General features: G+C 71.7%; 17 protein-coding genes and 1 rRNA gene. 5 read left to right on the plus strand and 13 right to left on the minus strand.

All coding sequences use genetic code 11. The annotated features are described in order from the left end of the window. Positions 1-58: 58 nt before the first annotated feature. Positions 59-1,587 (minus strand): 16S ribosomal RNA (locus WAB15_RS16730). A gap of 758 nt (positions 1,588-2,345) precedes the next feature. After that, positions 2,346-3,353, minus strand: coding sequence for a stage II sporulation protein M (locus tag WAB15_RS16735; RefSeq protein ID WP_407286746.1), 1,008 nt, complete (start codon positions 3,351-3,353; stop codon positions 2,346-2,348). Positions 3,354-3,467: 114 nt separating this feature from the next. Between WAB15_RS16735 and WAB15_RS16740 the strand changes: the two genes are divergently transcribed. Then, positions 3,468-4,586 carry an RDD family protein gene (locus tag WAB15_RS16740; protein ID WP_407286747.1) on the plus strand — a complete coding sequence of 373 codons (1,119 nt, stop codon included), beginning with the start codon at positions 3,468-3,470 and terminating at the stop codon, positions 4,584-4,586. 51 nt (positions 4,587-4,637) lie between these two features. Here WAB15_RS16740 and WAB15_RS16745 read toward each other — a convergent pair whose 3' ends face one another. Further along, a complete protein-coding gene (locus WAB15_RS16745; RefSeq protein ID WP_399150874.1) occupies positions 4,638-5,252 on the minus strand; it encodes a hypothetical protein in 615 nt (204 codons plus the stop codon). Positions 5,253-5,433: 181 nt separating this feature from the next. Next, on the minus strand, positions 5,434-6,891 hold the full coding sequence (gene ahcY / locus WAB15_RS16750; protein WP_399150875.1) for an adenosylhomocysteinase: 1,458 nt from the start codon (positions 6,889-6,891) through the stop codon (positions 5,434-5,436). 525 nt (positions 6,892-7,416) lie between these two features. On the opposite strand from ahcY, the gene WAB15_RS16755 reads away from it, so the two are divergent. After that, positions 7,417-9,516 (plus strand): fructose-specific PTS transporter subunit EIIC, encoded by a 2,100-nt coding sequence (locus tag WAB15_RS16755; protein WP_407289238.1) that lies wholly within the window; start codon positions 7,417-7,419, stop codon positions 9,514-9,516. A gap of 524 nt (positions 9,517-10,040) precedes the next feature. Here WAB15_RS16755 and WAB15_RS16760 read toward each other — a convergent pair. From WAB15_RS16760 to WAB15_RS16785, 6 genes are all read right to left on the minus strand, one after another. Beyond that, the gene (locus WAB15_RS16760; protein ID WP_399150876.1) at positions 10,041-11,003 is read right to left on the minus strand and encodes a cation diffusion facilitator family transporter; all 963 of its coding nucleotides are present in this window, start codon (positions 11,001-11,003) and stop codon (positions 10,041-10,043) included. Between the two features lie 168 nt (positions 11,004-11,171). Further along, positions 11,172-12,377, minus strand: coding sequence for a mannose-6-phosphate isomerase, class I (manA, locus tag WAB15_RS16765; protein WP_407286748.1), 1,206 nt, complete (start codon positions 12,375-12,377; stop codon positions 11,172-11,174). 99 nt (positions 12,378-12,476) lie between these two features. Continuing rightward, entirely contained in the window at positions 12,477-13,613 is a 1,137-nt protein-coding gene (locus tag WAB15_RS16770) for an SIS domain-containing protein (protein ID WP_407286749.1), read from the minus strand. A 77-nt stretch (positions 13,614-13,690) separates the two neighbouring features. Then, positions 13,691-13,873, minus strand: a complete 183-nt coding sequence (locus WAB15_RS16775) for a Trm112 family protein (RefSeq protein ID WP_399150879.1) — start codon at positions 13,871-13,873, stop codon at positions 13,691-13,693. 154 nt (positions 13,874-14,027) lie between these two features. Continuing rightward, entirely contained in the window at positions 14,028-15,386 is a 1,359-nt protein-coding gene (locus WAB15_RS16780) for a phosphomannomutase/phosphoglucomutase (RefSeq protein ID WP_399150880.1), read from the minus strand. 112 nt (positions 15,387-15,498) lie between these two features. Further along, positions 15,499-15,942: a DUF3499 domain-containing protein gene (locus WAB15_RS16785; protein ID WP_399150881.1), complete on the minus strand. Its 444-nt coding sequence runs from the start codon at positions 15,940-15,942 to the stop codon at positions 15,499-15,501. A 268-nt stretch (positions 15,943-16,210) separates the two neighbouring features. Here WAB15_RS16785 and WAB15_RS16790 point away from each other — a divergent pair, with 268 nt between their 5' ends. Continuing rightward, entirely contained in the window at positions 16,211-16,669 is a 459-nt protein-coding gene (locus WAB15_RS16790) for a metallopeptidase family protein (protein WP_393499818.1), read from the plus strand. Positions 16,670-16,756: 87 nt separating this feature from the next. Here the strand turns inward: WAB15_RS16790 and WAB15_RS16795 are convergent, their stop codons facing one another. The 3 genes from WAB15_RS16795 to WAB15_RS16805 form a co-directional block, all read right to left on the minus strand. Further along, the gene (locus tag WAB15_RS16795; protein WP_399150882.1) at positions 16,757-18,352 is read right to left on the minus strand and encodes a DUF5719 family protein; all 1,596 of its coding nucleotides are present in this window, start codon (positions 18,350-18,352) and stop codon (positions 16,757-16,759) included. Then, complete coding sequence (locus tag WAB15_RS16800; protein ID WP_407286750.1) at positions 18,349-22,161, minus strand: glycosyltransferase; 3,813 nt, start codon at positions 22,159-22,161, stop codon at positions 18,349-18,351. The genes WAB15_RS16795 and WAB15_RS16800 overlap by 4 nt, the downstream gene beginning before the upstream one ends. A gap of 317 nt (positions 22,162-22,478) precedes the next feature. Continuing rightward, positions 22,479-22,742, minus strand: coding sequence for a WhiB family transcriptional regulator (locus WAB15_RS16805; RefSeq protein ID WP_003983763.1), 264 nt, complete (start codon positions 22,740-22,742; stop codon positions 22,479-22,481). Positions 22,743-23,448: 706 nt separating this feature from the next. On the opposite strand from WAB15_RS16805, the gene WAB15_RS16810 reads away from it, so the two are divergent. Both WAB15_RS16810 and cofD read left to right on the plus strand, forming a co-directional pair. Further along, complete coding sequence (locus WAB15_RS16810) at positions 23,449-23,958, plus strand: cysteine dioxygenase (protein WP_407286751.1); 510 nt, start codon at positions 23,449-23,451, stop codon at positions 23,956-23,958. Positions 23,959-23,991: 33 nt separating this feature from the next. Then, a complete protein-coding gene (cofD, locus tag WAB15_RS16815; RefSeq protein ID WP_407286752.1) occupies positions 23,992-25,002 on the plus strand; it encodes a 2-phospho-L-lactate transferase in 1,011 nt (336 codons plus the stop codon). Positions 25,003-25,053 lie beyond the last annotated feature (51 nt).

Below are 25,053 nucleotides of genomic sequence, written 5' to 3' on the forward strand. Positions count from 1 at the left end.
ACATTCGCTGATGTACTGGCCTCTGACCAAGCCAGGCTTGGTAAGAAGTGCTCCTTAGAAAGGAGGTGATCCAGCCGCACCTTCCGGTACGGCTACCTTGTTACGACTTCGTCCCAATCGCCAGTCCCACCTTCGACGATTCCCTCCCACAAGGGGTTGGGCCACCGGCTTCGGGTGTTACCGACTTTCGTGACGTGACGGGCGGTGTGTACAAGGCCCGGGAACGTATTCACCGCAGCAATGCTGATCTGCGATTACTAGCAACTCCGACTTCATGGGGTCGAGTTGCAGACCCCAATCCGAACTGAGACCGGCTTTTTGAGATTCGCTCCACCTCGCGGTATCGCAGCTCATTGTACCGGCCATTGTAGCACGTGTGCAGCCCAAGACATAAGGGGCATGATGACTTGACGTCGTCCCCACCTTCCTCCGAGTTGACCCCGGCAGTCTCCTGTGAGTCCCCATCACCCCGAAGGGCATGCTGGCAACACAGAACAAGGGTTGCGCTCGTTGCGGGACTTAACCCAACATCTCACGACACGAGCTGACGACAGCCATGCACCACCTGTACACCGACCACAAGGGGGACCCTGTCTCCAGGGTTTTCCGGTGTATGTCAAGCCTTGGTAAGGTTCTTCGCGTTGCGTCGAATTAAGCCACATGCTCCGCTGCTTGTGCGGGCCCCCGTCAATTCCTTTGAGTTTTAGCCTTGCGGCCGTACTCCCCAGGCGGGGAACTTAATGCGTTAGCTGCGGCACGGACGACGTGGAATGTCGCCCACACCTAGTTCCCAACGTTTACGGCGTGGACTACCAGGGTATCTAATCCTGTTCGCTCCCCACGCTTTCGCTCCTCAGCGTCAGTATCGGCCCAGAGATCCGCCTTCGCCACCGGTGTTCCTCCTGATATCTGCGCATTTCACCGCTACACCAGGAATTCCGATCTCCCCTACCGAACTCTAGCCTGCCCGTATCGAATGCAGACCCGGGGTTAAGCCCCGGGCTTTCACATCCGACGTGACAAGCCGCCTACGAGCTCTTTACGCCCAATAATTCCGGACAACGCTTGCGCCCTACGTATTACCGCGGCTGCTGGCACGTAGTTAGCCGGCGCTTCTTCTGCAGGTACCGTCACTCTCGCTTCTTCCCTGCTGAAAGAGGTTTACAACCCGAAGGCCGTCATCCCTCACGCGGCGTCGCTGCATCAGGCTTTCGCCCATTGTGCAATATTCCCCACTGCTGCCTCCCGTAGGAGTCTGGGCCGTGTCTCAGTCCCAGTGTGGCCGGTCGCCCTCTCAGGCCGGCTACCCGTCGTCGCCTTGGTAGGCCATTACCCCACCAACAAGCTGATAGGCCGCGGGCTCATCCTTCACCGCCGGAGCTTTCCACGCACAGACCATGCGGTCGCGCGTCATATCCGGTATTAGACCCCGTTTCCAGGGCTTGTCCCAGAGTGAAGGGCAGATTGCCCACGTGTTACTCACCCGTTCGCCACTAATCCCCTCCCGAAGGAGGTTCATCGTTCGACTTGCATGTGTTAAGCACGCCGCCAGCGTTCGTCCTGAGCCAGGATCAAACTCTCCGTGAATGCTTTACCCGACTGCGTTTAATGAAAAACGGCGGGTGACACTCGCGTTGAGCGGAACAAGCAGGCGGAATAAGCCTGCTCGTTCACAGCGTCCTCGCTGTGTGTTGCCTACCCGCACATTGTGCTGGTAGGACTTTCAAAGGAACCTCATCTCCCGGATGTTTCCGGTCGACGGGGTATCAACATATCTGGCGTTGACTTTTGGCACGCTGTTGAGTTCTCAAGGAACGGACGCTTCCTTTGTGCCTGTTTCACCAGGCTCTCCGGGCGCTTCCCTTCGGTCTTGCGTTTCCGACTCTATCAGATCCTCGCGGCTCCGATTTTCGCCGGTGCGTTTCCGCCTTTCGGCCTCTTCGCGTTTCCAACCTTACCAGATCCGTTTCCGTCTCTGGCCCCCTGCTGGAGCGGGGTCGGCCGTTCGGCTTTCGCTTTTCGGCCTTTCCGACTCTATCAGATCCGCTTCGTTCCGTTGCCGGTCCGAATTTGCTTCCGATTCCCCGTCGGAGGGGGTTAGCCTTTTGGCTATTCCGACTTTATCAGAAGTGCTGCGGTCGAATTAAATCGACCGGGGCTTCCGGTAAGTGGTCGGTTGCGCCTCGCCGAATTGAAATTCCGGCCGAAGCGGAGGAGAGACTATCCGTCGCAGATGAACTTGTCCAGTTCGTTGCAACCGTTCGAATCTACCTCCCCCTGCTGCCCGTGTCAACGGGGTTCTGGGGCGAAGAGGAGATTAGCAGGTCAGCGGGGCTCGACGCGCATCAGGCGGCGGTCGGGAGGGTGGCGTCGCGGTCGGTGGCGTCGACGTCGCCGGTCGCTCCGGCTCGTACGGCGCGGCCGCCCAGCACATAGACGTACAGGAGGAATGCCAGCTCGACGGCGGTACCGATGCCGATGCGGGCCCAGGTGGGCAGGCCGGAAGGGGTGATGAAGCCTTCGAGGGCGCCGGATATGAAGAGCACCGCGGCAAGACCGATGGCGACTCCCAGGGCCGTGCGGCCTTCCTCCGCCAGGGCCGTGCGGCGGGTGCGCGGGCCGGGGTCGATGACGGTCCAGCCCAGGCGGAGGCCGATGCCGGCGGCGATGAAGACGGCGGTCAGTTCGAGGAGGCCGTGCGGAAGGATCAGGCCGAGGAAGGTGTCGAGGCGGCCGGCGGAGGACATCAGGCCGATGCCGATGCCGAGGTTGAGCATGTTCTGCAGAAGGATCCACAGGACGGGGAGACCTAGGAAGGCGCCGAGAACCAGGCATAGGGCCACGGCCTGGGCGTTGTTCGTCCATACCTGGGCGGCGAAGGATGCGGCGGGGTGGCTGGAGTAGTAGGTCTCGTACTGGCCACCGGGGCGGGTCATGGCGCGGAGTTCCTCCGGGGCGCCGATGGCCGCCTGGACCTCGGGGTGGGCGGCTATCCACCAGCCGATGAGGGCGGCGACCACGGTGGAGAGGATCGCGGTGGGGATCCACCAGTGCCGCAGGCGGTAGACCGCGGCGGGGAAAGCGGTGGTGAAGAAGCGGGCGGCGTCGCGCCAGGAGGCCTTGCGGGCGCCGGTGACCGTGCTGCGGGCGCGGGCCACGAGCGAGGTGAGGCGGCTGGTCAGCGCCGGGTCGGGGGCGCTGGAGAGGAGCAGGGAAAGGTGGGTGGTGGTGCGCTGGTAGAGGACCACCAGTTCGTCGGCCTCGGCGCCTGTGAGGCGGCGTTTGCGGTGCAGGAGTGCTTCGAGGCGGTCCCATTCGGCTCGGTGTGCCGTGGTGAAGACATCGAGGTCCATAGGGGGTCGCTCCTCGCAGCGCCGTGGGTGGGTGCCGGGTCAGCTTGGCAGACTGGCCGTGTCCGGCTGCGGGGTGGGCGGAATTTCGGGGATCGAGAAGGAGTGGGGCACGGCGTGAGTGAGCTCGTAACGGGTGAAGCTGTGGTGCTGGGGCTGCGGCCGGCCAGGCTGCCGAGCCGGGGTCTGGCGGTGGCGGTGGATGTGGCCATGGCCTGGAGCATCTACATCGCGGTGTCGATGCTGCTGGTGAGCGCGACGTCGTCGATGGACAGCGCGGCGATGGCGGCGGTGTCGGTGGCGACGTTCGTGCTGGTGCAGGTCGGGATACCGATCGCGGTCGAGACGCTGAGCCATGGCCGTTCGCTGGGGAAGGTCATGTGCGGACTGCGGGTCGTACGGGCGGACGGCGGACCGATCCGGTTCCGGCATGCGCTGGTGCGGGGCGCCCTGGGGGCCATCGAGATCGTGATGACGATGGGGGTGGTGGCGGCCATCGCCTCGTTGGTCTCGGCGCGGGGGCGTCGGATGGGGGATGTGTTCGCCGGGACGCTGGTCATCCGGGAGCGGATGCCCGCGGCGCAGGTGGGGAGTGCGCTGCCGCCTCCGCCTCCCTGGCTGGCGGCGGAGCTCGGGGCGCTGGATCTGTCGCGGGTGCCCGATGGGTGGTGGCTGACCGTGCGGCAGTACCTGGCGCGGATGGGGCAGCTGGATCCGCAGGTCGGTGCGGCGATGGCGGGGCGTCTGGCGGAGGACCTGCGGGGGTTCACCGGGGTGCCGGGGCCGGCGGGGATGCACCCGGCGGCGTATCTGGGAGCGGTGATCGCGGAGCGGCAGGCACGGGAGGCGCGGCGGACGTTCGGGACGCCGGCCGGGGCCGGTGTGGCCGCCCCCGGGAGCGGGGACGCGGGGGCCTGGGCCGGTGTGCCTTCGGTGGCCGGTGCGTCGGTGGGGGTCAGTGCGTCGGCGGGGGTTGCCGGGGATGCGGGGGTGTCCGGACCCGTGGTGGTGGGGAGCGGGGACGGGGCGTCGGCACCGGCGCCGGGTGGGGCTTGGGCGCTGCCTGGTGGCGGCGGACGTGGAGGTGGAGCCGAGGTGGCTGGGGCTGGAGGGACAGTGCCGGCCGCGGGCGGTGCGGGGGTTGTGGGACCGCCGGTTCGGGAGGGCGGCAACGGCGCGGGGATCGGCGACGCGGGTGGACGACCGCCGCGTACGGGGTTCGCCCCGCCGGTGTGAGGTCGCGGCCGTCGAGGACGGGCGTCGGGCGGCTGCGGGAGGGCGGGGCGGTCAGGTGAACGTCGACGGTGGCGATTCGAGGGATTCGAGCTCGATGCCGGGGGCGGAGAGGACTACGTCGCCGGCGATGTGGACGGTGTGCTGCTCACCGGTTTCGAGGTCGTTGACCTGGTATTCGTCGGCGATGAGGGGGGTGTTGTCAGTGGCGTGTGGTGTGCTGGCGAGCAGGGCCCAGGACTGATCGAGGGTGCGGGGGGCGAGCACGGGGGGTGTGAAGGCGACGAGGCGGGTGCGGATGGCGCCGCCGCCGAGGGTGGGGCGCAGCAGCCGGGCGGTCGCGATGAGGAACGCGGGGGACGCGCCGGTGAAGGCGTGGGCGGGGACGTTGCCTTCGGTGGCGTGTTCGCCGGTCGGGTCGGTGCGTACCCAGGTGACGCCGTCCAGGGCGGCGCCGCGGACCTGCCAGGCGGAGGCGTGGAGTTCCAGGCGGATGGGTCGGCCGAGGTCGTCGAGGGTGAGGTCGACGGAGCCGACGTGGTCGCCGGCGGGGTTGGTGATCTGCGAGACATAGCGCCAGCCGGAGGGGCCGGTGGCGCAGTGGAAGTGCTCTTCACCGAGGGGGGTGTGATCGTGCGGGTCGTGGAGCGAGTAGTGGCCGCGGGGCATGGGAGTGCAGTCCTTCGAGCGGCGGCCGGCGGGTGGGGTGGCCGGCAGGTGGGGGGACGGGTGGGTGCGGGGTCCTTACGGGCCAGGCCCCCGCCGTGAGTGGCGAGGGCCTGGGTTACCGGTTGCTGTGGGAGTGCGCCGGGAGATCAGCAGTGCTGATCAGCCGTGAGCACGCCCGGGCTCAGTAGCGGTAGTGGTCGGGCTTGTACGGACCCTCGACCTGCACGCCGATGTAGGCGGCCTGGTCCGGACGGAGCTCGGTCAGCTTGACGCCCAGGGCGTCGAGGTGGAGACGGGCGACCTTCTCGTCGAGGTGCTTGGGGAGCACGTAGACGTCGGTGGGGTACTCCTCCGGCTTGGTGAACAGCTCGATCTGGGCCAGCGTCTGGTCCGCGAAGGAGTTGGACATCACGAAGGACGGGTGCCCGGTGGCGTTGCCCAGGTTCAGCAGACGGCCCTCGGACAGCACGATCAGCACCTTGCCGTCCGGGTGCGTCCAGGTGTGGACCTGGGGCTTGACCTCGTCCTTGACGATGCCGGGGAGCTTGGCCAGGCCGGCCATGTCGATCTCGTTGTCGAAGTGACCGATGTTGCCGACGATCGCCTGGTGCTTCATCCGCGCCATGTCGGAGGCCAGGATGATGTCCTTGTTGCCCGTGGTGGTGATGAAGATGTCGGCGGTCTCGACGACGTCTTCGAGGGTGGCGACCTGGTAGCCGTCCATGGCGGCCTGCAGGGCGCAGATCGGGTCGATCTCGGTGATGATGACGCGGGCACCCTGGCCGCGCAGGGACTCCGCGCAGCCCTTGCCGACGTCGCCGTAGCCGCAGACCACGGCGGTTTTGCCGCCGATCAGGACGTCGGTGGCGCGGTTGATGCCGTCGATGAGGGAGTGCCGGCAGCCGTACTTGTTGTCGAACTTCGACTTGGTGACGGCGTCGTTCACGTTGATCGCCGGGAAGAGGAGGTCGCCGTCGCGCTGCATCTCGTAGAGACGGTGCACGCCGGTGGTGGTCTCCTCGGTGACGCCGCGGATCTCGGAGGCCAGGTTCGTCCACTTCTGCGGGGCCTCGGCGAGGGTGCGGGTGAGCAGCTCCAGGATGGCGCGGTGCTCGTCGCTCTCGGCGGTCTCGACGGCGGGGACCTTGCCGGCCTTCTCGTACTCGACGCCCTTGTGGACCAGGAGGGTGGCGTCGCCGCCGTCGTCGAGGATCATGTTCGGGCCGCCGGTGGGCGAGTTCGGCCAGGTCAGCGCCTGCTCCGTGCACCACCAGTACTCTTCGAGGGTCTCGCCCTTCCAGGCGAAGACCGGGATGCCCTTGGGGCTGTCCGGCGTGCCGTCGGGGCCGACCGCGATGGCGGCCGCGGCGTGGTCCTGGGTGGAGAAGATGTTGCAGGACGCCCAGCGGACCTCGGCGCCGAGGGCGGCCAGGGTCTCGATCAGGACGGCGGTCTGCACGGTCATGTGCAGGGAGCCGGTGATGCGGGCGCCGGCCAGCGGCTGGGCGGCGGCGTACTCCTTGCGGATCGCCATCAGGCCGGGCATCTCGTGCTCGGCGAGGGTGATCTCCTTGCGGCCGAAGGCGGCGAGGGAGAGGTCGGCGACCTTGAAGTCCTGGCCGGTGGCTGCTGTCGTCATGCGGGCTGCTCCTCGAGCGTCGAGGTGGATGGGCTGGCAGTCTGCGGCGCGGGCCGGGGCCCAGCTTGAGCTGGGGGAAGAGCGTACGCGGAAGCGGACACACCTCTCCCCTGGCCGCAGCGCAGTCCGTCGGAGGCCCTCTCTCCCTCGGCCGGTCCGCGGGGCGGGCCGACCGACCGCCATCAGCAGCGACGTCTGGCACTGGGCACGAATCTACACCGATCGGCCCAGTGAACCCCAGCCCGGATGGGCCGAACCGGTGCGGTCCCGGCCACGGAGGGGCGCGGTGGCGGGTGTCCGGCGGCCGGGGTGGAGGGCGGCGGCGGACGGGTCCGGGCCGCCGCAAGCCGGGGTGTCAGAGGGGTTTGCCCCGGCCGGGACGTCATGCAGGATGCCTGGAGCGCGCGAACACCGGAACGTCTGTACGACGGCGCGCATGTGCGTAAGGAGAACCACGTGACGACCAGTCCAGCCGGGGCGCCCCAGGGTGCGGGGAGGGGCGGGCAGGGGCTGAGACTGCTCGCAGTGACCGCCTGCCCGACCGGCATCGCCCACACGTATATGGCCGCGGAGAAGCTGACCCAGGCCGCCGAGTCGCTCGGCCATGAGATCAAGGTGGAGACGCAGGGGTCCATCGGGGCTGAGAACGTACTGTCTGACAACGATGTCAGAGAGGCCGACGGGATCATCATCGCCGCGGACAAGGACGTCGACCGGAGCCGGTTCGTCGGCAAGAGGGTGCTGGCGGTCGGTGTGGCCGAGGGCATTCACCATCCCGAGCGGCTGATCGAGCGGGTCCGGAGCGCGCCGGTCCACGAGGGCGAGGGGACCGGGGCGGCCGCGGAACCCGGGGGCGGCAAGGAGCGCAGCGTCGGCTACAAGGCGCTGATGAACGGGGTCAGTTACATGATCCCGTTCGTGGTGGTCGGCGGGCTGCTGATCGCGATCTCGCTCGCGCTGGGCGGGCATCCGCAGGCCGACGGCGGGCTGGTGATCCCGGACGGTTCGTTCTGGAAGCACGTCAACGACGTCGGCGTCATCGGCTTCACGCTGATGGTGCCGATCCTGTCCGGCTATATCGCCTATGCGATCGGCGACCGGCCGGCGCTGGTGCCGGGCATGATCGGCGGCTGGATCGCCAATACGGGCGCGCTGTACGACTCCAAGGCGGGCGCTGGGTTCATCGGTGCGATCGTCACCGGCTTCCTGGCCGGCTATCTGGTGCAGTGGATCAAGAAGGTCAAGGTCCCCAGGTTCGTCCAGCCGATCATGCCGATCATCGTGATCCCGATCGTGGCGACGACAACGCTCGGGCTGTTCTTCATCTACGTCATCGGCAAGCCCATCTCCTGGGTGTTCACGCACCTCACCAGCTGGCTGGGCGGGATGACCGGGTCGAGTGCGATCCTGCTCGGCGCGATCCTCGGGCTGATGATCGCGTTCGACATGGGCGGTCCGGTCAACAAGACCGCGTTCCTGTTCGGTGCGGGGCTGATCGCGTCCGGCAACCAGACCGTGATGGGCATGTGTGCCGCGGCGATCCCGGTGATGCCTCTGGGGCAGGGCTTGGCCACGCTGGTCCGCCGGCGCCTGTACTCCGAGCAGGAGCGGGAGACGGGCATGGCGGCGCTGTTCATGGGGGTGTTCGGGATCTCCGAGGGCGCGATCCCGTTCGCCGCGGCGCGGCCCGCGCAGGTCATTCCGGCGAACATGCTCGGTGGCGCGGTGGCCGGTGCGGTAGCGGGGATGGCCGGGGTGACGGACGCGGTGCCGCACGGCGGGCCGATCGTGGCGGTGCTGGGTGCGGTCGGCGGGGTGCCGATGTTCTTCCTCGCCGTGGTGATCGGGACCGTGGTGACGGCGCTGACGACGGTGACACTGGTGGACGTCGCGGAGCGGAGGAAGGGCGGGGCGGCGGAGGCCGGTGCCGCTGTTGCTGGTAATGCCGCCGTTGTTGGTGATTCGGCGGTGGAGCCGGTGGTCGTTGGGGTCGGTGCCGGCGGCGGGGGCGCGGCCGGTGGTGGCGTGGCGGCGGAGCCTCGTACGGTCGGGGCGGTGGTGCCGGCCGGTGAGCGGGCGGGCGGCGACGGTACGGAGGGTGAGGGCGCCGGGGGTGGGGGCATCGAGGGTGACGCCGATGACCATACGGACGGCGGCGCGGCCGGCACCGAGGTGCTGTCCGGCTATCTGACGGAGCGGACCGTCAGACGGCAGCTCGTAGCCGGCGAGAAGGAGGCCGCGATCCGGGAGATGGCCGAGCTGGCGGCCGGTACCGGCAGGGTGGCGGACGTGGACGAGCTGGTGCGGGTGGCGCTGGCTCGGGAGGCGCAGGGCACCACCGGGCTTGGTGAGGAGATCGCCATCCCGCACGCCAAGACGGATGCGGTGACCGCTCCGGTCGTCGGCTTCGCGCGGTCGGCGGACGGTATCGACTGGGGTTCGCTGGACGGGACGCTCGCCAAGCTGGTCTTCATGATCGCGGTGCCTCAGGAGGCGGCCGGGGATGAGCATCTGCGCATCCTGGCGCTGCTGTCGCGGAAGTTGATGGACGGCGACTTCCGGGCCCGGTTGCAGGGCGCGGAGGACGAGGCGGCGATTCTGCGGGTGCTGGGAGAGATCCAGTAGGGGGTCCTGGGGGAGATCCACTAGGGCGGGGGCGAACGGATCCCGTAGGGGAGGCGAGGGCCCCCTGCGGGCCAGAACGTGGTGGGCCTGGGGCGGTATTCCTGGGCTCGCCACGGCTTGCCATGTGGTCGGCGGGATCTCGCCACGTGATCGACAGGACGTGGTCGCCGGGCGTGGGGGCGTGCGGGCGTGGGGACGTACGGGCGTGGGGTCGTACGACCGTCGCCTTCAGGCGTGGAGTCGTGCGGGCGTGGCCTTCAGACGCAGAACCGCACGAGCATGGCCTGCACGTGTGGAGCTGTACGGGCGCGGCGTCGTGCGGGCGTGATCGATGGGCTGGGAGTCGTGTGGCTGTGGTCGACGGGCTGGGAGCCGTAGTGGCGGCGGCCTGCGGTAGTCCCGCAGCAGGCGCAGTCCCCTTCAGCGCGCGCCCGGACAGCAAGGCCCCCGCGCTCCTGGGGAGTGCGGGGGCCTTGCCGCGGCCTGCGCCGTCCGGCTCGGTGCTCAGGGGCCGTCGGGAGGTCTCAGTGACCGTCTGAGGTCTTCGTCGTGTCGGCTGCGGCTGCTGCCGCAGCGGTCTCGTCGTAGATGTCCGGTTCCAGGTAGATGACGCGGGCGATCGGGACGGCCTCGCGGATGCGGGCCTCGGCGGCGTCGATGGCCTGGGCCACCTGGGCGGCGGTGTCGTCGTTGCGGACCGCGATCTTGGCGGCGACCAGCAGTTCCTCGGGGCCGAGGTGGAGCGTGCGCATGTGGATGACGCGGGTGACGACCTCGCCGTCGACGACGGCTTCACGGATCTTGGCGATCTGCTCGGGGCCGGCCGCCTCGCCGAGCAGCAGCGACTTGGTCTCGGCGGCCAGGACCAGGGCGATCAGCACCAGCAGCGCGCCGATGCACATGGTGCCGATGCCGTCCCAGACGGCGTTGCCGGTGGCCAGGGTGAGGCCGACGCCGCCCAGCGCGAGGACCAGGCCGACCAGTGCGCCGAAGTCCTCCAGCAGGACGACCGGCAGTTCGGGGGCCTTGGCACGGCGGACGAACTGGGCCCAGGTCTGCTTGCCGCGCAGCTCGTTGGACTCCTTGATGGCGGTACGGAAGGAGAAGCCCTCGGCGATGATCGCGAAGACCAGGACGCCGACCGGCCAGACCCAGTTGTCCAGCGCGTGCGGTTCGTGGATCTTCTCGTAGCCCTCGTAAAGGGCGAAGACGCCGCCGATGGTGAACAGGACGATGGAGACCAGGAAGCCGTAGATGTAGCGCTCGCGGCCGTAGCCGAAGGGGTGCTCGGCGGTCGCCGCGCGCTTGGCCTTCTTGCCGCCGAGCAGCAGCAGGCCCTGGTTTCCGGAGTCCGCGAGGGAGTGGACGCCTTCGGCCAGCATCGAGGACGAGCCGCTGAAGGCGAAGGCCACGAACTTCGCTGCGGCGATCGCCAGGTTGGCGCCCAGCGCCGCAACGATCGCCTTTGTCCCGCCTGATGCACTCATAGGTGCCGCATGTCCCTTCCGTCGACGGGGCTCGCCTCTTTACCGCCCCTTTAATGCCGTGCGGCGGTCATTGTTGCAGCCCGGCGGCGGGCGGCCGCCACGAGGCCACCTGCCGGACGGATTGCGCTGCTCGCCCCTGCCTCCCCGCGGCCCCGGGCGGCTACTCCCCTACGCGACGACCGTCGCGCGGAAGAGGGTGCCCTCCCCGGAGAGCGTGAGCCGCTCATCGGCCGGTACGAACGCGGACTCGCCGGGCGCCAGGGTCAGCTCGGCCGCGGTGTCCCCGGCGGCGCTGTGCAGCCGGACCGTGCCCGCCGTGCAGAGCAGGACCTGCGGTGTACGGGAGTGCAGCGGGCGGGGGGCGGCGCCGGGGGCCAGGACGAAGCGGGAGAGCCGGAACTCGTCGATGGGGGTCTCGTAGGTCTCCTCCCCGTCGACCGCCTCGGGGCGCAGCACGCCCGGGTCGCCGGCCTCGAAGCGGACCACCCGCAGCAGTTCGGGGACGTCCACGTGCTTGGGGGTCAGGCCGCAGCGCAGCACGTTGTCGGAGTTGGCCATCAGCTCGACACCGAGACCGCTGAGGTAGGCGTGCGGGATGCCGGCGCCGAGGAACAGCGCCTCGCCGGGCTGGAGCCGGACGTGGTGGAGCAGCATGGCGGCGAGGACGCCGGGGTCGCCGGGGAAGTGGTGGGCGAGGCCGGCGTAGGCGGCGTAGGCGTCGGCGTGCTCGCCGCCCTTGGTGGCGAGCTGTTCGGCGGCGAGGGCGGCGCGCTCGACGGTGCGGGCGATCTCGTGGTGCTCGGCGCTCAGGACGGCGGTGAGGACCTCGCGCAGCGCGTCCTCCTCGGGGCTGGCGCGCAGGATGTCGACGTACGGCTTGAGGTCGTCGACATCGAGGGCTTCGAGGAGGTCGGCGGTCCGCGCGGGGTGGCGGAAGCCGCACAGGCCGTCGAAGGGCGTGAGCGCGCAGATCAGCTCGGGCTTGTGGTTGGCGTCCTTGTAGTTGCGGTGGCCGGCGTCGATGGGGACGCCGCGCCGCTCCTCGTCGGCGAAGCCCTCCTTGGCCTGGGCCAGGTCGGGGTGGACCTGGAGGGAGAGCGGTGCGCCGGCGGCGAGGACCTTGAGCAGGAAGGGCAGCCGGGGGCCGAAGGCGCGGACGGTGTCGGGGCCCAGTTCGGTCTCGGGGGCGGCGTCGATCACCTCGGCCAGGGAGACGGGGCCGGCGCCGCGGTCGATGCGGGACGGGGCGCCGGGGTGGGCGCCCATCCACAGCTCGGCCTGGGGTTCGCCGGTCGGCGCGGTGCCGAGGAGTTCCGGTATGGCGGTGGTGGAGCCCCAGGCGTAGGGGCGCACGGTGTTGGCGAGGCGGTCCATGGGGGCTGTCGCTTCCTTACGCGTCGTACGTGACCGGATGGGTCGTACGTGGTGGACGGGGTGTTCGGCCGCGGCGGGTGCGCGGCCGGCCGTCAAAGGTCACTCGGTGCCGGCGAGCGCCAGGTAAACGGCACCGAAATCTGCGATGGCGAGGAGTTCCGCGGCCTTCTCCAGATCGCTGCCGGTGTCCGGTTGCAATTCGCTGACGGCGGTGTCGCGCTCCTCGGCGAGGGCGTGCGCGGCGCTGGTGGCGGAGAGCGGTCCGGGCTCGTCCTCGCGCAGCAGTACGACCCTGGCGTGCATCACCGCGGGCTGATCGACCCGGTCGCGGAAGAAGTCGTCGGGGTCGGCGCCGGCGGCCAGCGCGCCGGCCAGCAGGGCGCGGTGGGTGGTGAGCGCCTCGGGCAGCTCGGCGGCGAGGGCGGCGCGGCCCGCGAGCCCGGCCAGTTCGGTGGCAAAGTGCCGGCCGACGGCGCCGGCGATGGTGCCCTCGGTCCAGATCAGCGGGAGGGAGTCGGCGAGGTCGGCGGCGAGCGCCTTGGCGGGGTTGGTGTAGGTGGGGATGGCCGGGCCGCAGCGTTCGGCGATCTCGTCGAGGCGGTCGGCGAGCTTGCCCAGGGCGTCCGGTGGGGCGCTGAGCAGGCCGATCCGGTCGGCGAGCGCGAGCAGCGGGATCAGCACCGACCAGAGGGTGCCGGGGGCGGCCGGGGGTGCGCCCTCGACGTCGAATTCGGCGTCGTAGGACGTGGTCGCGAGCGGGACGGCGAGGCCGCGGGCCTGGATGACGGCGTCGTAGAGCGGGCCGCCGGCGGGGGTGACGGCGACGACGGAGCAGCCGCGGCGGTAGGCCTGTTCGACCAGTTCGGCGAGGCCGGGGTCGGCGGCGTCGGGGCCGGCGAGCAGCAGCAGGTCCAGGGGGCCGGCCCAGCCGGGCAGTGTCCAGCGCAGCGCTCCGGGCAGCGGGGCGACGCCGGTGGGCTGGATGAGGCCGACCGGGCTGGTGCCGCCGCTGAGGGCGCGCAGGAGGTCGGCGACGCCGGCCGCGACGGGGCCGGGGCCGGCGACGAGGACGGCGCGCGGCCGCCCGTCGGGCGTCAGTTCCGGGATGCCGGATTCGGCGGCGCCGCGGGCGGCGGTGCGGACCCGGGCGCCGGATTCGGCGACGCCGCGCAGCAGTCCGAACCGGTCGGCACCGGCCAGTGCGTCGGGGGTGTCGAGGAGTGACTCGTCGAGCATGGTGGGCGCGGCCTCCGATCGCCGGTGCGGGCGGGATTGCGCCGGGCGGTGCCGGGGCGGGCCCGGCGGTGCCCGGGTCAGGCGGGGCGGCGGGCTTCGTCGACGAGGAGTACGGGGATGCCGTCGCGGACGGGGTAGGCGAGGCCGCAGTCCCCGGAGGTGCAGACCAGCTCCGCGGGGTCGGCCTCGGTCCGGTCCTCCAGCGGGGCGTGGCACGCCGGGCAGGCGAGGATCTCGATCAAGCTGGCTTCGACCGGCATGGAGGGTGCTCCTTCGGGGTGGGTGCGGCGTGGCCAGCGTACCGCCGGACGGCGGGGGACGGCCTGCCCGGAGGGCAGGTGCGGTGGTGGGGTCGGGGGCTTGGGCCACCCGGCCCCACCACCGGAGCCGGTCTTCGGTCGGGGCTCGGCGGGCTCAGCCGCGGATGATCGCCAGGGCCTCGTCGCGGGCCCGTTCGGCGGTCGCGGCATCGCGGGCCTCGACGTTCAGGCGGAGCAGCGGTTCGGTGTTCGAGGGGCGTACGTTGAACCACCAGTCGTCGGCGGTGACGGTCAGGCCGTCCAGCTCGTCGAGGGTGACGCCGGGGCGGCCCTCGTAGGCGGTCTTGATCGCGGCGAGGCGGCCGGCCTGGTCGGCGACGGTGCTGTTGATCTCGCCGGAGGCCGCGTACCGGTCGTACTGGGCGACCAGCCCGGAGAGCGGGCCGTCCTGGCCGCCGAGGGCCGCCAGGACGTGCAGGGCGGCGAGCATGCCGGTGTCGGCGTTCCAGAAGTCGCGGAAGTAGTAGTGCGCGGAGTGCTCGCCGCCGAAGATCGCGCCGGTCTTGGCCATCTCCTCCTTGATGAAGGAGTGCCCGACGCGGGTGCGGACCGGTGTGCCGCCGTTCTCCTTGACGACCTCCGGGACGGACCAGGAGGTGATGCAGTTGTGGATGATCGTCCCGCCCGGGTGCTTGGCCAGTTCGCGGGCGGCGACCAGGGCGGTGATCGCGGACGGGGAGACGGGGTCGCCGTTCTCGTCGATGACGAAGCAACGGTCCGCGTCGCCGTCGAAGGCCAGGCCCAGGTCGGCACCGACCTCGCGGACCCGCGCCTGGAGGTCGACGATGTTCGCGGGGTCCAGCGGGTTGGCCTCGTGGTGGGGGAACGAGCCGTCCAACTCGAAGTACATGGCGTCGAGTTCGAGGGGCAGTCCCTCGAAGACGGTGGGGACGGTGTGGCCGCCCATGCCGTTGCCGGCGTCCACCACGACCTTCAGCGGGCGGATGCCGGACAGGTCGACGAGGGTGCGCAGATGGGCCGCGTAGTCGCCGAGGACGTCGCGCCGGCCGACGGTGCCGGGTGTCGCGGCCGGCTCGGGGGCGCCCTCGGTGGTCCAGCGTTCGACCAGCGCGCGGATGTCGGCGAGGCCGGAGTCCTGGCCGACGGGGGCGGCGCCGGCCCGGCACATCTTGATGCCGTTGTACTGGGCCGGGTTGTGCGAGGCGGTGAACATCGCGCCGGGCAGGTTCAGGGCGCCGCTGGCGAAGTACAGCTCGTCGGTCGAGCACAGGCCGATCTCGGTGACGTCGGCGCCGCGGGCCGCCGCGCCGCGGGCGAAGGCGCCCGACAGTCCGGGCGAGGAGGGCCGCATGTCGTGCCCGGTCACGATCGCGTCCGCGCCGGTGACCTCGACGAAGGCCGCGCCGAACAGCTCCGCGAGCGATTCGTCCCACTGATCGGGGACCACACCGCGCACGTCGTACGCCTTCACGATCTGCGACAGATCAGTCACAGCCAACCCTCCTGTGGAGTCTTTGGGGTGGCTCCAACCTACCGGGCGGGTCGGTGCGGGGGCCGGGGGTCCCCTCGCGTCGCGCGGGGGCGGCCGGGCGCGGCCGGCCGGCTCAGGAGTCCGGCGAGCGCAGCACCCGCAGATGGCCGCGGCGGGCGACCTCCATGGGGCGGCCGTCGCGGTCGCCGGGGGGCGGTGAGCCGTCGCCGGCGGCGCGTTCCTGGGGGCGGGCCGCCTCGCGGACGGCGTTGGCCAGGGCTTCGAGGTCGTCGCCGCTGGGGCGGGCCGGGCCGGAGTCGATGGCGAGGCGGACGACCTCCCAGCCACGGGGCGCGGTCAGCCGCTCGGAGTGCTGGGCGCACAGGTCATAGCAGTGCGGTTCGGCGTAGGTGGCGAGCGGTCCGAGCACGGCGGTCGAGTCCGCATAGACGTACGTCAGCGTTGCGACGGCGGGGCGGCCGCACGCAGTGCGCGAACAGCGACGTACAGGGCTCACGACGTTGGACGGTACCGCACTCTTGAGCGGGCCGCGACGACTCTCCCTCGGCTCACCCAACCGTGTCGTCCCGCTTCGTCCGATGCGTCTGACCTGCACCCGCTCGACCTGACCTGGGTCGGGCGGGCCGCGGTGAGCGGTAGGCGGCGATGAAACCCGTCACCACTCCATGCATTTCCGGCCATTCCGGGCGAGTTCCGCGATCTGATGCGGGGACGTAAACGAAACCGACACGCATCGGTCCGGTCAGTGGACGACGGCAGCTTCTTGCCGCGGATCGTCGCGCTCTGGCGTGCCGTCAGGCCCGTGACGGCTACGCTCGATGCTGATGGACAGCCCCGTACCTCCCCGACCGTCGGAGCCGCGGCTCCGCCGCCGCGACCGCCACGGCCGTGGCATGCGCGGCCCCATCGCGCCACCCCAGGTGCCGCTGTCGGTGACCCGCGCCGACGCCTTCGTGGATCTTGTGTACGACTCCCGGGACCGCCTGGAGCGGCGCTGGCCGCAGCTCTCCCAGGTCGACTTCATGATCTTGGAGGTGCCCGGTTTCGGCCCGGACGACGGGCCGGACGCGGGCGACGGCGAGGAGACCGTCCCACTGGGGCGCGTGCTGCCCGCGGCGGGCGGACATCGCGACCGGATCGTGATCTACCGCAGGCCGGTGGAGATCCGTACGAAGAGCCGCGACGAGCGCGCGCTGCTGGTCCACGAGGTGGTGGTCGAGCAGGTCGCCGAGCTGCTCGGGCTCGCCCCGGAGTCGGTGGATCCGCGCTACGGCCAGGAGTGAGAACCGAAGGGCCCGCCCTTGGCTGCCCGGCCCTTCGCAGGGCTGGAGCGCGCCGGGGCGGGCCCTTCGCGGGTCCGGTGCCGCCGGTCAGTCCGTGAGCACCGACAGGTCCTGGCCGGCGGTCGGGACGAGGACCGAGCCCCGGTCGTCGGGCATCGGCTGGATGGTGAAGGCGGGCAGCCGGCCCTGGGGCCGGGCCAGCATCCGGGCCGCGTAGACGGGGCCGCTGTCCGCTTCGGGCTCCACGGTCAGCGCGTAGCCGCCCTTGAGTCCCTGGGGGCGGGGCGGGTCGATGTCCAGGGCGGTGCCGCCCTTGACCGTGTACGTCTTGGTGACGGGGGTGCCGCCGCCGCTGCCGGCCGACGCGGTGACCTTCACCTTGGCGTCCTTGCCCTTCTCGGGCGCGACCAGCGACAGGGTGCCGCCCTTGTCGCGGTTGTCGGCGACGGTGGCCCGCTTGTCGACCGGGCGGGTCGCGGGGATGAACGCCATCTCCTGGGCGGCGCCCTTGCCGCGGGTCACCCGCAGGGCGGCCGCGACCGGGGCCTTGGAGCCGCCGTCGGCGGGCGTGAGGACCAGCGAGCCGGCCTCGCCCTTGGTGACGTCCTTGAGGTCCACCGCCGTGGTCATCCCGCTCTTGACGTGCAGGGTCTCCAGACCGGCCGGGGTGATCAGCCCGGTCGGGGTGGCCAGCTGCACCTTCAGGTCGGCGTCGGACTCGCCGGGGGCGATGGCGACCAGCCGGACGGAGGTGGCGTCCTTCGGGATGCCGGGCAGCACCGCGCTCGGCGACGGGTCGGCGGCGGCCGGCAGCCAGTCGCTGCCCAGCTTGCCGTCGCTTGCCTGGACGGCGGCGCCGACCCGGCCCTCACGGGCGACGACGTGCAGGGAGGCGTTGGTGGTGGGGGTGGTGGTCAGGGTGGAGAGCAGCACCGGGACGGTGGCGTGCGGGGGGACGGTGATGTCCTCGCCGGCGGAGCCGCCCAGCGAGCCGTCCTTGCCGTGCAGTTCGAGGTCGACGACGGCCGGGGAGGCGTCGGGGTTGGTGAGGTGGACGTAGTCCTGGCGGTCGGTGTCGGTGCTGACGCCGGGGAACCAGAACGTGGTGTCGGGGGTGGTGCAGCTCAGGCCGAGCAGGCCGCGCCCGGAGCCGGCCGCGACGGCGCTGGTCTGCTGGACGGTCCAGCCGGGGGCGAGGGTGCCGTCCGCGGCGCCCACGAGGGCGGGGGCGTCGGCGCGGTCGGTCGTGGTGGTGACCGGCTTCCCGGCCTCCTGGAGGGGGAGGACGGGCTTGGTGTCGCGGGGCGGGACGGTGAGGCTGCCGGAGCCGGCGGCGCCGGCCGTGGCTCCCTTGCCGTCCTTGCCGTCCTTCTTGCCCTTGCCGCTGCCGCGGTCGTCGCTGCCGGCGTCCTTGACGGTCGCGGCGGGCACCAGCTGGGCGGTGCCCTTCTTGGTGCCGGCGCCGGCGGCGGCGCCCTTGGGCGCGAAGGCGGTGTAGGTGGTCTCGCCGACCTCGGAGGAGGTCGGGGCGGGGCACAGCAGCGCGGAGCGCTGGACGGGCAGCCGGGTGCCGCTGCCGGCGGTGTCCTGGCTGCCGCCGCCGGGGGCCGCGACGGCGGCGACGCCGGTGACGGCGGCCAGCGCGACGGCCACGCCGGCCAGGGACATCATGGTGCGCTTCACTGCGGGTCGCTCCCGTCACGGCGCGGCTCGCGGTAGGAGCCGGAGTACCCGGGGTACTCGGTGCCGTCGTCGTAGGGCTGCTGCTGGGGCTGCGGCGGTGGGTCGGCGTACTGCTGACCGCCGTAGCCGTACGGGTCGTAGGCGCCGGCCTGGTAGGGGTCGACGGCATAGGTTCCGGCGTTTCCGGCCCCGTAGGGGTCGGCGGCGGTCTGCCCCTGCTGCGGGTACTGCCGGCCGTAGGGGTCCGCCTGGTAGGGGTCGACGGCCGGGTAGGGCTGCTGCTCGCCGGCCTGCGCCGGTGGGACGTCCGGTGCGAGCGGGGCGGCCTGCTGGGCGGTCTGCCAGTCCTCGTAGGGCTGCTGCTGCGGCACCGCCGCATACGGGTCGCCGGTCGCGGCGGCGTCATGGACCGGGACCGGCCCCGCCATCGGGTCCGCCGTCTGCTCGCCGGTCCGCGCGGCCGGGATGGTGGGCCCGGCCTGCTCGCCGGGGCCCGCGGCCTCGGCCTGGGCGCGCAGGCGGCGGGCCCGGCGGCCCTCGCCGGCGGCCGCGGCGGTCTGCTCGGGGACGGCGTCCTCGGGGAGGTCGTCGTCGATCTCCCGGCGGCGGCCGGGCAGCGCGAGGACGACCAGGACGACGGCGAGCAGGCCCTGCGCCCACAGCCAGAGGGTGTGGCTGAAGGGGTTGTGGTGGGTGAGGTCGAGCCGGCCGCCGTTCGAGGGCAGCGTGAAGCCCTGCGCCCAGCCGTCGACCGTGACGGGCTTGAGCGGAGTGCCGTCGAGGGTGGCCTGCCAGCCCTCGTCGGCGGTGTCGGCGAGCCGCAGCACCCGCCCGGCGGGCCCGGCGGGGATCTTGGTGTGCGCCTCGACGGGTTCGGACGCCACCGGGACGGGCGCGGCGACCTCCCCGGCGGCGGTGCCGTCCGCGGCCTGCCCGGACACGATCGAGACCCGCGAGACCCGGCGGTTGACCCGCCACAGGGCGCTGCCGTCCTCCTGGCTGAGCCGGGTCAGGCCCGGGGTGGAGTCCAGCACCCGGCCCATTTCGCGCGGTGCGCCGTCCCTGACCAGGACGTAGCGGACCGCGTAGCCGCCGAGCTGGTTGGTCTGGTCGGCGCCCGAGCCGGCGACGAGGTGGGCGACGATGGTGCCGAGCCGCTTGTCCTCGCCCGCCTGGGCGGCCAGGTCGGCGTCACCGAGCCGGGCTCCGGAGCCGCGGACCAGGGTGTAGTCGACGTGGCCGGGGCGGCCGTCGAGGACCAGGGTGCGGGGCCGGTCGGAGCTGCCGGACTCCTCGGCGACGAAGGCCGGGACCTGCTCGGGGTTGCGGCGCTCCAGCGGGCCGGCCGCGCCGGTGATCATCCAGCTGGCCGCGGCGTAGAGCGGGGCGAGGACGGACGCCAGCGCGATCAGCACGGCGACCGGCTGCTTCCAGCCGAAGCCGAGGCTGGCCATGCGGGTGCGGATGCCCTCCGCGCCGATCGCGGCGGCGCACAGCAGCGCCAGGCCGTAGACGAGCATCGCGGGCCCGGTCCAGCCGGAGCCGTTGCCGAGCGCCGCGCACAGCAGCCCGATCAGCGCCACGGCCCAGGCGACGCGGATGGCGAGCTGCCGCGCGTCGCGCAGGGTGGCGGCGAGCGCGGCCAGCACGATGCCGAAGAGCAGCACTCCGCCCGCTGCCTTGGGGCCGCCGGGGCTGAGGCCGATGAGGTCGAGGACGGAGGCGGAGCCGGCGCCGTAGCCGAGTCCGACCTCCTGGAAGAAGCGGGAGGGGCTGGTCAGCAGCGACAGCGACCAGGGGGCGAGCACCACGAGCGGGGCGAGCACCACGGCCAGGAAGCGCAGCACGTAGGCGAACAGCTGGTCGCGGTGCCCTTCGACGAAGCGCAGCACCAGCAGGCCGGCGCCCAGGAGCGCCGCGAGCGGCCAGACGACGGGGGTGAAGGCCGCGGTGAAGGTGATCAGCAGGGCGTAGGCCCAGGTGGCGCGCCAGCTGGGCCGGGTGCCCGCCGGAAGGCGCAGTCCGCTCGCGGCGATCGCGGCGCGCGCGATGAGGGGCAGCAGGATGGCGAGCACCGCGGTGCCCAGGCGGCCGCCCGCCAGCGCGCCGGCGGCCGCGGGCAGGAAGGCGTAGGCGATGCTGCCCCAGGCCCGCAGCAGCCGGGAGGCGACCAGCGGGCGGGAGGCGAAGTAGGCGGTGCAGCCGGCCAGCGGGACGGAGCAGACCAGCAGCAGGGTCAGGGCGAAGCCGGTGGAGCCCGCGAAGACGCTGGAGACCAGGGCGACGACCGCCAGGTAGGGGGGTGCGAAGGCGCTGTCGCCGACGCCGACGGCGTGCCAGCTGTCGAGGTACGCCGACCACAGGTCGGTCACGCTGCCGGGCGCGGGCAGCAGTGCGCCGCCGGTCAGCGCGCCGGAGCCGAGCAGCTCGCGGCAGGCGACCAGCGAGACCAGCAGCAGGACGAGGAAGAGCACCGGCCCGGGTTTGCGGGCGATCCGCTTGAGCCGGGCGAACTGCTCGACCTCCAGGAAGTCGGCGTCGTCGCCGCCGGGCCCGGACTCGACGGCGCCGTGCCGGCCGGCGGAGGCCACGTCGGGTGCGGCGCGCCCGGCGAGGTTGCCGGCGACCTGTTCGACGGTGGCCCGGACGGTCGCGCCGGGCGGCGGGAAGAGCGACCGCAGTTCGCTCGCCTCCACCGCGGGGCGGCCTCTGCGCTTGCGGGCGGCGAGGATCTTGCCGGGGCGCAGCAGGGTGCCGAAGAGTCCGGCGAGTTCGTCCAGCGCCTGGCCGGGGACCTTGCCGACGAGGTAGGCCAGCACCCTCAGGACGGTGCCGATCACCAGCCGCAGCAGGACGTAGGGGAGGGTCGCGCCGCGGGTGTTGGTGAGCAGGGTGTAGACGGCGCCGGCCTTGTCGACGCGGTGCGGGTTGGCGACCGAGCGGCCGACGCAGTCGATGGGGCGGCGCTCGCGGGCGGCGGCCTCGGCGTGCCGCAGGATGGCGTCCGGCGCGACGAGGACCTGGTGACCGGCGGCCTGGGCGCGCCAGCACAGGTCGACGTCGTCGCGCATCAGGGGCAGCCGGCGGTCGAAGCCGCCCAACTCCTCGTAGACGTCGCGACGGATGAGCATGCCGGCGCTGGAGACGGAGAGCACGGGCCGTACCTGGTCGTGCTGGCCCTGGTCCTGCTCGCGGCGGTCCAGGCCGGTCCAACGGCGACCGCTGCGGGCGATGCTGACCCCGGCTTCGAGCAACTGGCGGCGGTCGTACCAGCTGCGCAGCTTGGGGCCGACGATGACGGTGGAGGGGCTGGCGTCGGCGACCCGCAGCAGCTCGGCGAGGGCGTCCGGCTCCGGTGCGCAGTCGTCGTGCAGCAGCCACAGCCACTGGACCGGTTCGCCGTGCGGCAACTCCGGCATGTCGTAGGCCTCGTCGCGCCAGGTGCGGCTGACCGGGTCCCAGCCGCTGGGGCGGCGCAGATAGGGCAGGTCGTCGGGGGTGAGCACGGGGGCGGTGCGGACGGCCTCGTCGACGGCGGTGCCGAATCCGGAGCGGCGGGCGAGGTGCAGCACCCGTTGGTCGCCGATCGCTTCGGCGAGCAGCTGGGCGGAGTTGTCCGCGCTGCCGGTGTCGGCACCGATGACGTTCTGCACCGGGCGCTCCTGGCCGAGCAGGCCGGTGAGTGCGTCGGGCAGCCAGCGGGCACCGTCATGGGAGACGATCACGGCGGTGACCACGTGCCGTGGGAACTCTGGGGTGGCGGCTGCGTGTGAGGCGGCCTGGGCCGCCGACTGGCTGTGCAAGGACATCGAGGTACGGGCCCTCCGGACCCGGGAGTTCGAAGGCCCGCGGCGAAGTCGCTCAAGGCCCCCGCCCCCGGAAGACACTGCGACGGACTACGAGGCGACGCGCGCGCCCGGCGGGGCGGCGGCGCATCTCGGACGGGGCCCCACACTAATGGTTCGTGCCACCGCCCCGGCCGGATCCCCGCACAGCAGTCCGCCTCCGGCGGCCGGGGCGCTGGAGGCGGAGTGTTCGTTATAGGGGGATATGGGGAGTTGGGGCGGTACGGCGGCGTGGTCCACGGGGCCGCGCGCCGTCGGTCCGGACGGCTGCCTGGTCATGGTCAGACGGCGGCCTTCTTGAGCCGGCGCCGCTCGCGCTCGGACAGACCGCCCCAAATACCGAAGCGCTCGTCGTTGGCGAGGGCGTATTCGAGGCATTCGGACCGGACTTCACAGGCGAGGCAGACCTTCTTGGCCTCGCGGGTGGACCCACCCTTCTCCGGGAAGAAGGACTCGGGGTCGGTCTGGGCGCACAGTGCGCGCTCCTGCCAGCCGAGCTCCTCGTCCGCCTCCTCGACCAGCAATTCCTGGAACAGCTCGGTCATGTGCGCCCCTCGTCTGTCTTTACGTCCCCGTGATCAAGCCGTGATCGATTTCGGCTGAACGACACGAGTGAAATTACAAGTGTGGTGATCCGGGCCAGTCAAGCCGAGATCTGCTATTGAGCCTCTTATTCACTCGGCGGAACCAAGCGGATGCAGAAAGTGTTCAAATCAGTAAAAACCAGGACACTTCCTCGGGCGTACCGCCTGGCACGCCCGCGTCGTTCACCAAGACGCGATCAGGCGGCGTTCGCGTTGCACCCCGCGCACCGAAGCGGGGAAGATCACAGACGGATCACAGAGCCGCAACGGCGTTTGTGGGTGCGGATACCGGCCGATGTCTCCGGAGCCGAGACTGCACAAACCTTTCTCCGACCGGAGCAACCGGATGTGGTGAAAGATTCGCGGCAAACCAGACGTCTGGTTGACATCGCGCCCTGAACCCGGTCTCCTTGTCCCCATGCCAGTGACTCCCGCGCCCCGACTGACCCGTGCCTACGGGTCGCTCTGCGCTGCGCAGGCTCGCTGTCGCTGTTCCAGCTGTCGTAGCCACTGAGCTCCAGCTTTTTCGCTCGCACCACCCCGCAGCACCTCTGCCTCGCGACCACCGCGCCGTGCCCCCCACAGGGAACGCCCGCGCCGTGCCGCACCCCTTCCGCGCCGCCCCGGGCGCGCCACCCCAGCACTTCCGCCGAGGAACCCGACACCGATGAACAGCGACGTCCAGATCGCCGGCGACCCCCTCGCCATCCCCCACCTGCTGCCGCCCGTCCCCGCGCACCCGGCCACCGTCGCCGGCTTCGCCGGGCTGGCCCGCTCGATCGCCGCCGACCGTGCCGCGTGGGCCCCGCTGGTCCGCTACGACGCCACCACCCGCTGGTACCACCGGCTGCGCACCGGCCCGGGCTATGAGGTCTGGCTGCTGAGCTGGGTGCCCGGCCAGGGCAGCGGCCGGCACGACCACGGGGCGTCCTCCGGCGTACTGACCGTCCTGGAAGGCGAGTTGACCGAGCGCGTCGAGACCGGGCCGCGCACGCTGGCGGCCGGCGCCCAGCGGGTGTTCGCCCCCGGCTATGTGCACGAGGTCGTCAACGACTCGCTCACGCCGGCCGTCAGCCTGCACGTGTACTTCCCGGGCCTGACCGACATGCCGATGCACCCGAGCCAGGCCGCCGCCGACCGGGCCGCGGCCGCCTCGCCCGAGGTACCGGCCCCCTGACGCACGGTCGCGGGCCCCTGACATCCTGGGGTCATGCGAATCGTGGTTCTGGCCGGCGGTATCGGCGGCGCCCGCTTTCTGCGGGGACTGAAGGCAGCGGCTCCGGACGCGGACATCACCGTCATCGGCAACACCGGCGACGACATCCATCTGTTCGGGCTCAAAGTGTGTCCCGACCTCGACACCGTGATGTACACCCTCGGCGGCGGCATCAACGAGGAGCAGGGCTGGGGCCGTGCCGACGAAACCTTCCGGGTGAAGGAGGAGTTGGCCGCCTACGGCGTCGGCCCCGAGTGGTTCGGGCTCGGCGACCGGGACTTCGCCACGCACATCGTGCGCACCCAGATGCTGAGCGCCGGCTATCCGCTCAGCGCCGTCACCGAGGCGCTGTGCGACCGCTGGCAGCCCGGGGTGCGGCTGCTGCCGATGTCCGACGACCGGATCGAGACCCATGTCGCGGTCGACGAAGACGGCGAGCGCAGGGCGATCCATTTCCAGGAGTACTGGGTGCGGCTGCGCGCCTCGGTGCCCGCGCACGCCGTGGTGCCGGTCGGCGCCGACCAGGCCAAGCCGGCGCCGGGCGTGCTGGAGGCGATCGCCGAGGCGGACGTGGTGCTCTTCCCGCCGTCCAACCCCGTCGTCAGCGTCGGCACGATCCTGGCGGTGCCGGGCATCCGCGAGGCGATCGCCGAGGCCGGGGTGCCGGTGATCGGCCTCTCCCCGATCGTCGGGGACGCCCCCGTGCGCGGTATGGCCGACAAGGTGCTGGCCGCGGTGGGGGTGGAGTCGACGGCGGCGGCCGTGGCCCGGCATTACGGCGCGGCGAGGCCGCTTTCGGCGCGGGACGGCGAGGAGCGGGGCGCGGGCGGTACGGGGCTGCTGCACGGCTGGCTGGTCGACTCCGTCGACGCGGGCGCGGTCCAGGAAGTGGCGGCCGCCGGGATCCGCTGCCGCGCCGTGCCGCTGATGATGACGGACCTGGACGCCACGGCCGCGATGGCCCGCGAGGCGCTGGCGCTGGCCGAGGAGGTCCGCGCGTCGTGAGCGAGCGAGCCATGGGCGGCGGCGCGCCGCGCGCGTGCGGGGCCGGGCGGA

It is taken from the genome of Streptomyces sirii, assembly GCF_045690365.1.
Classification (GTDB): domain Bacteria; phylum Actinomycetota; class Actinomycetes; order Streptomycetales; family Streptomycetaceae; genus Streptomyces; species Streptomyces sirii.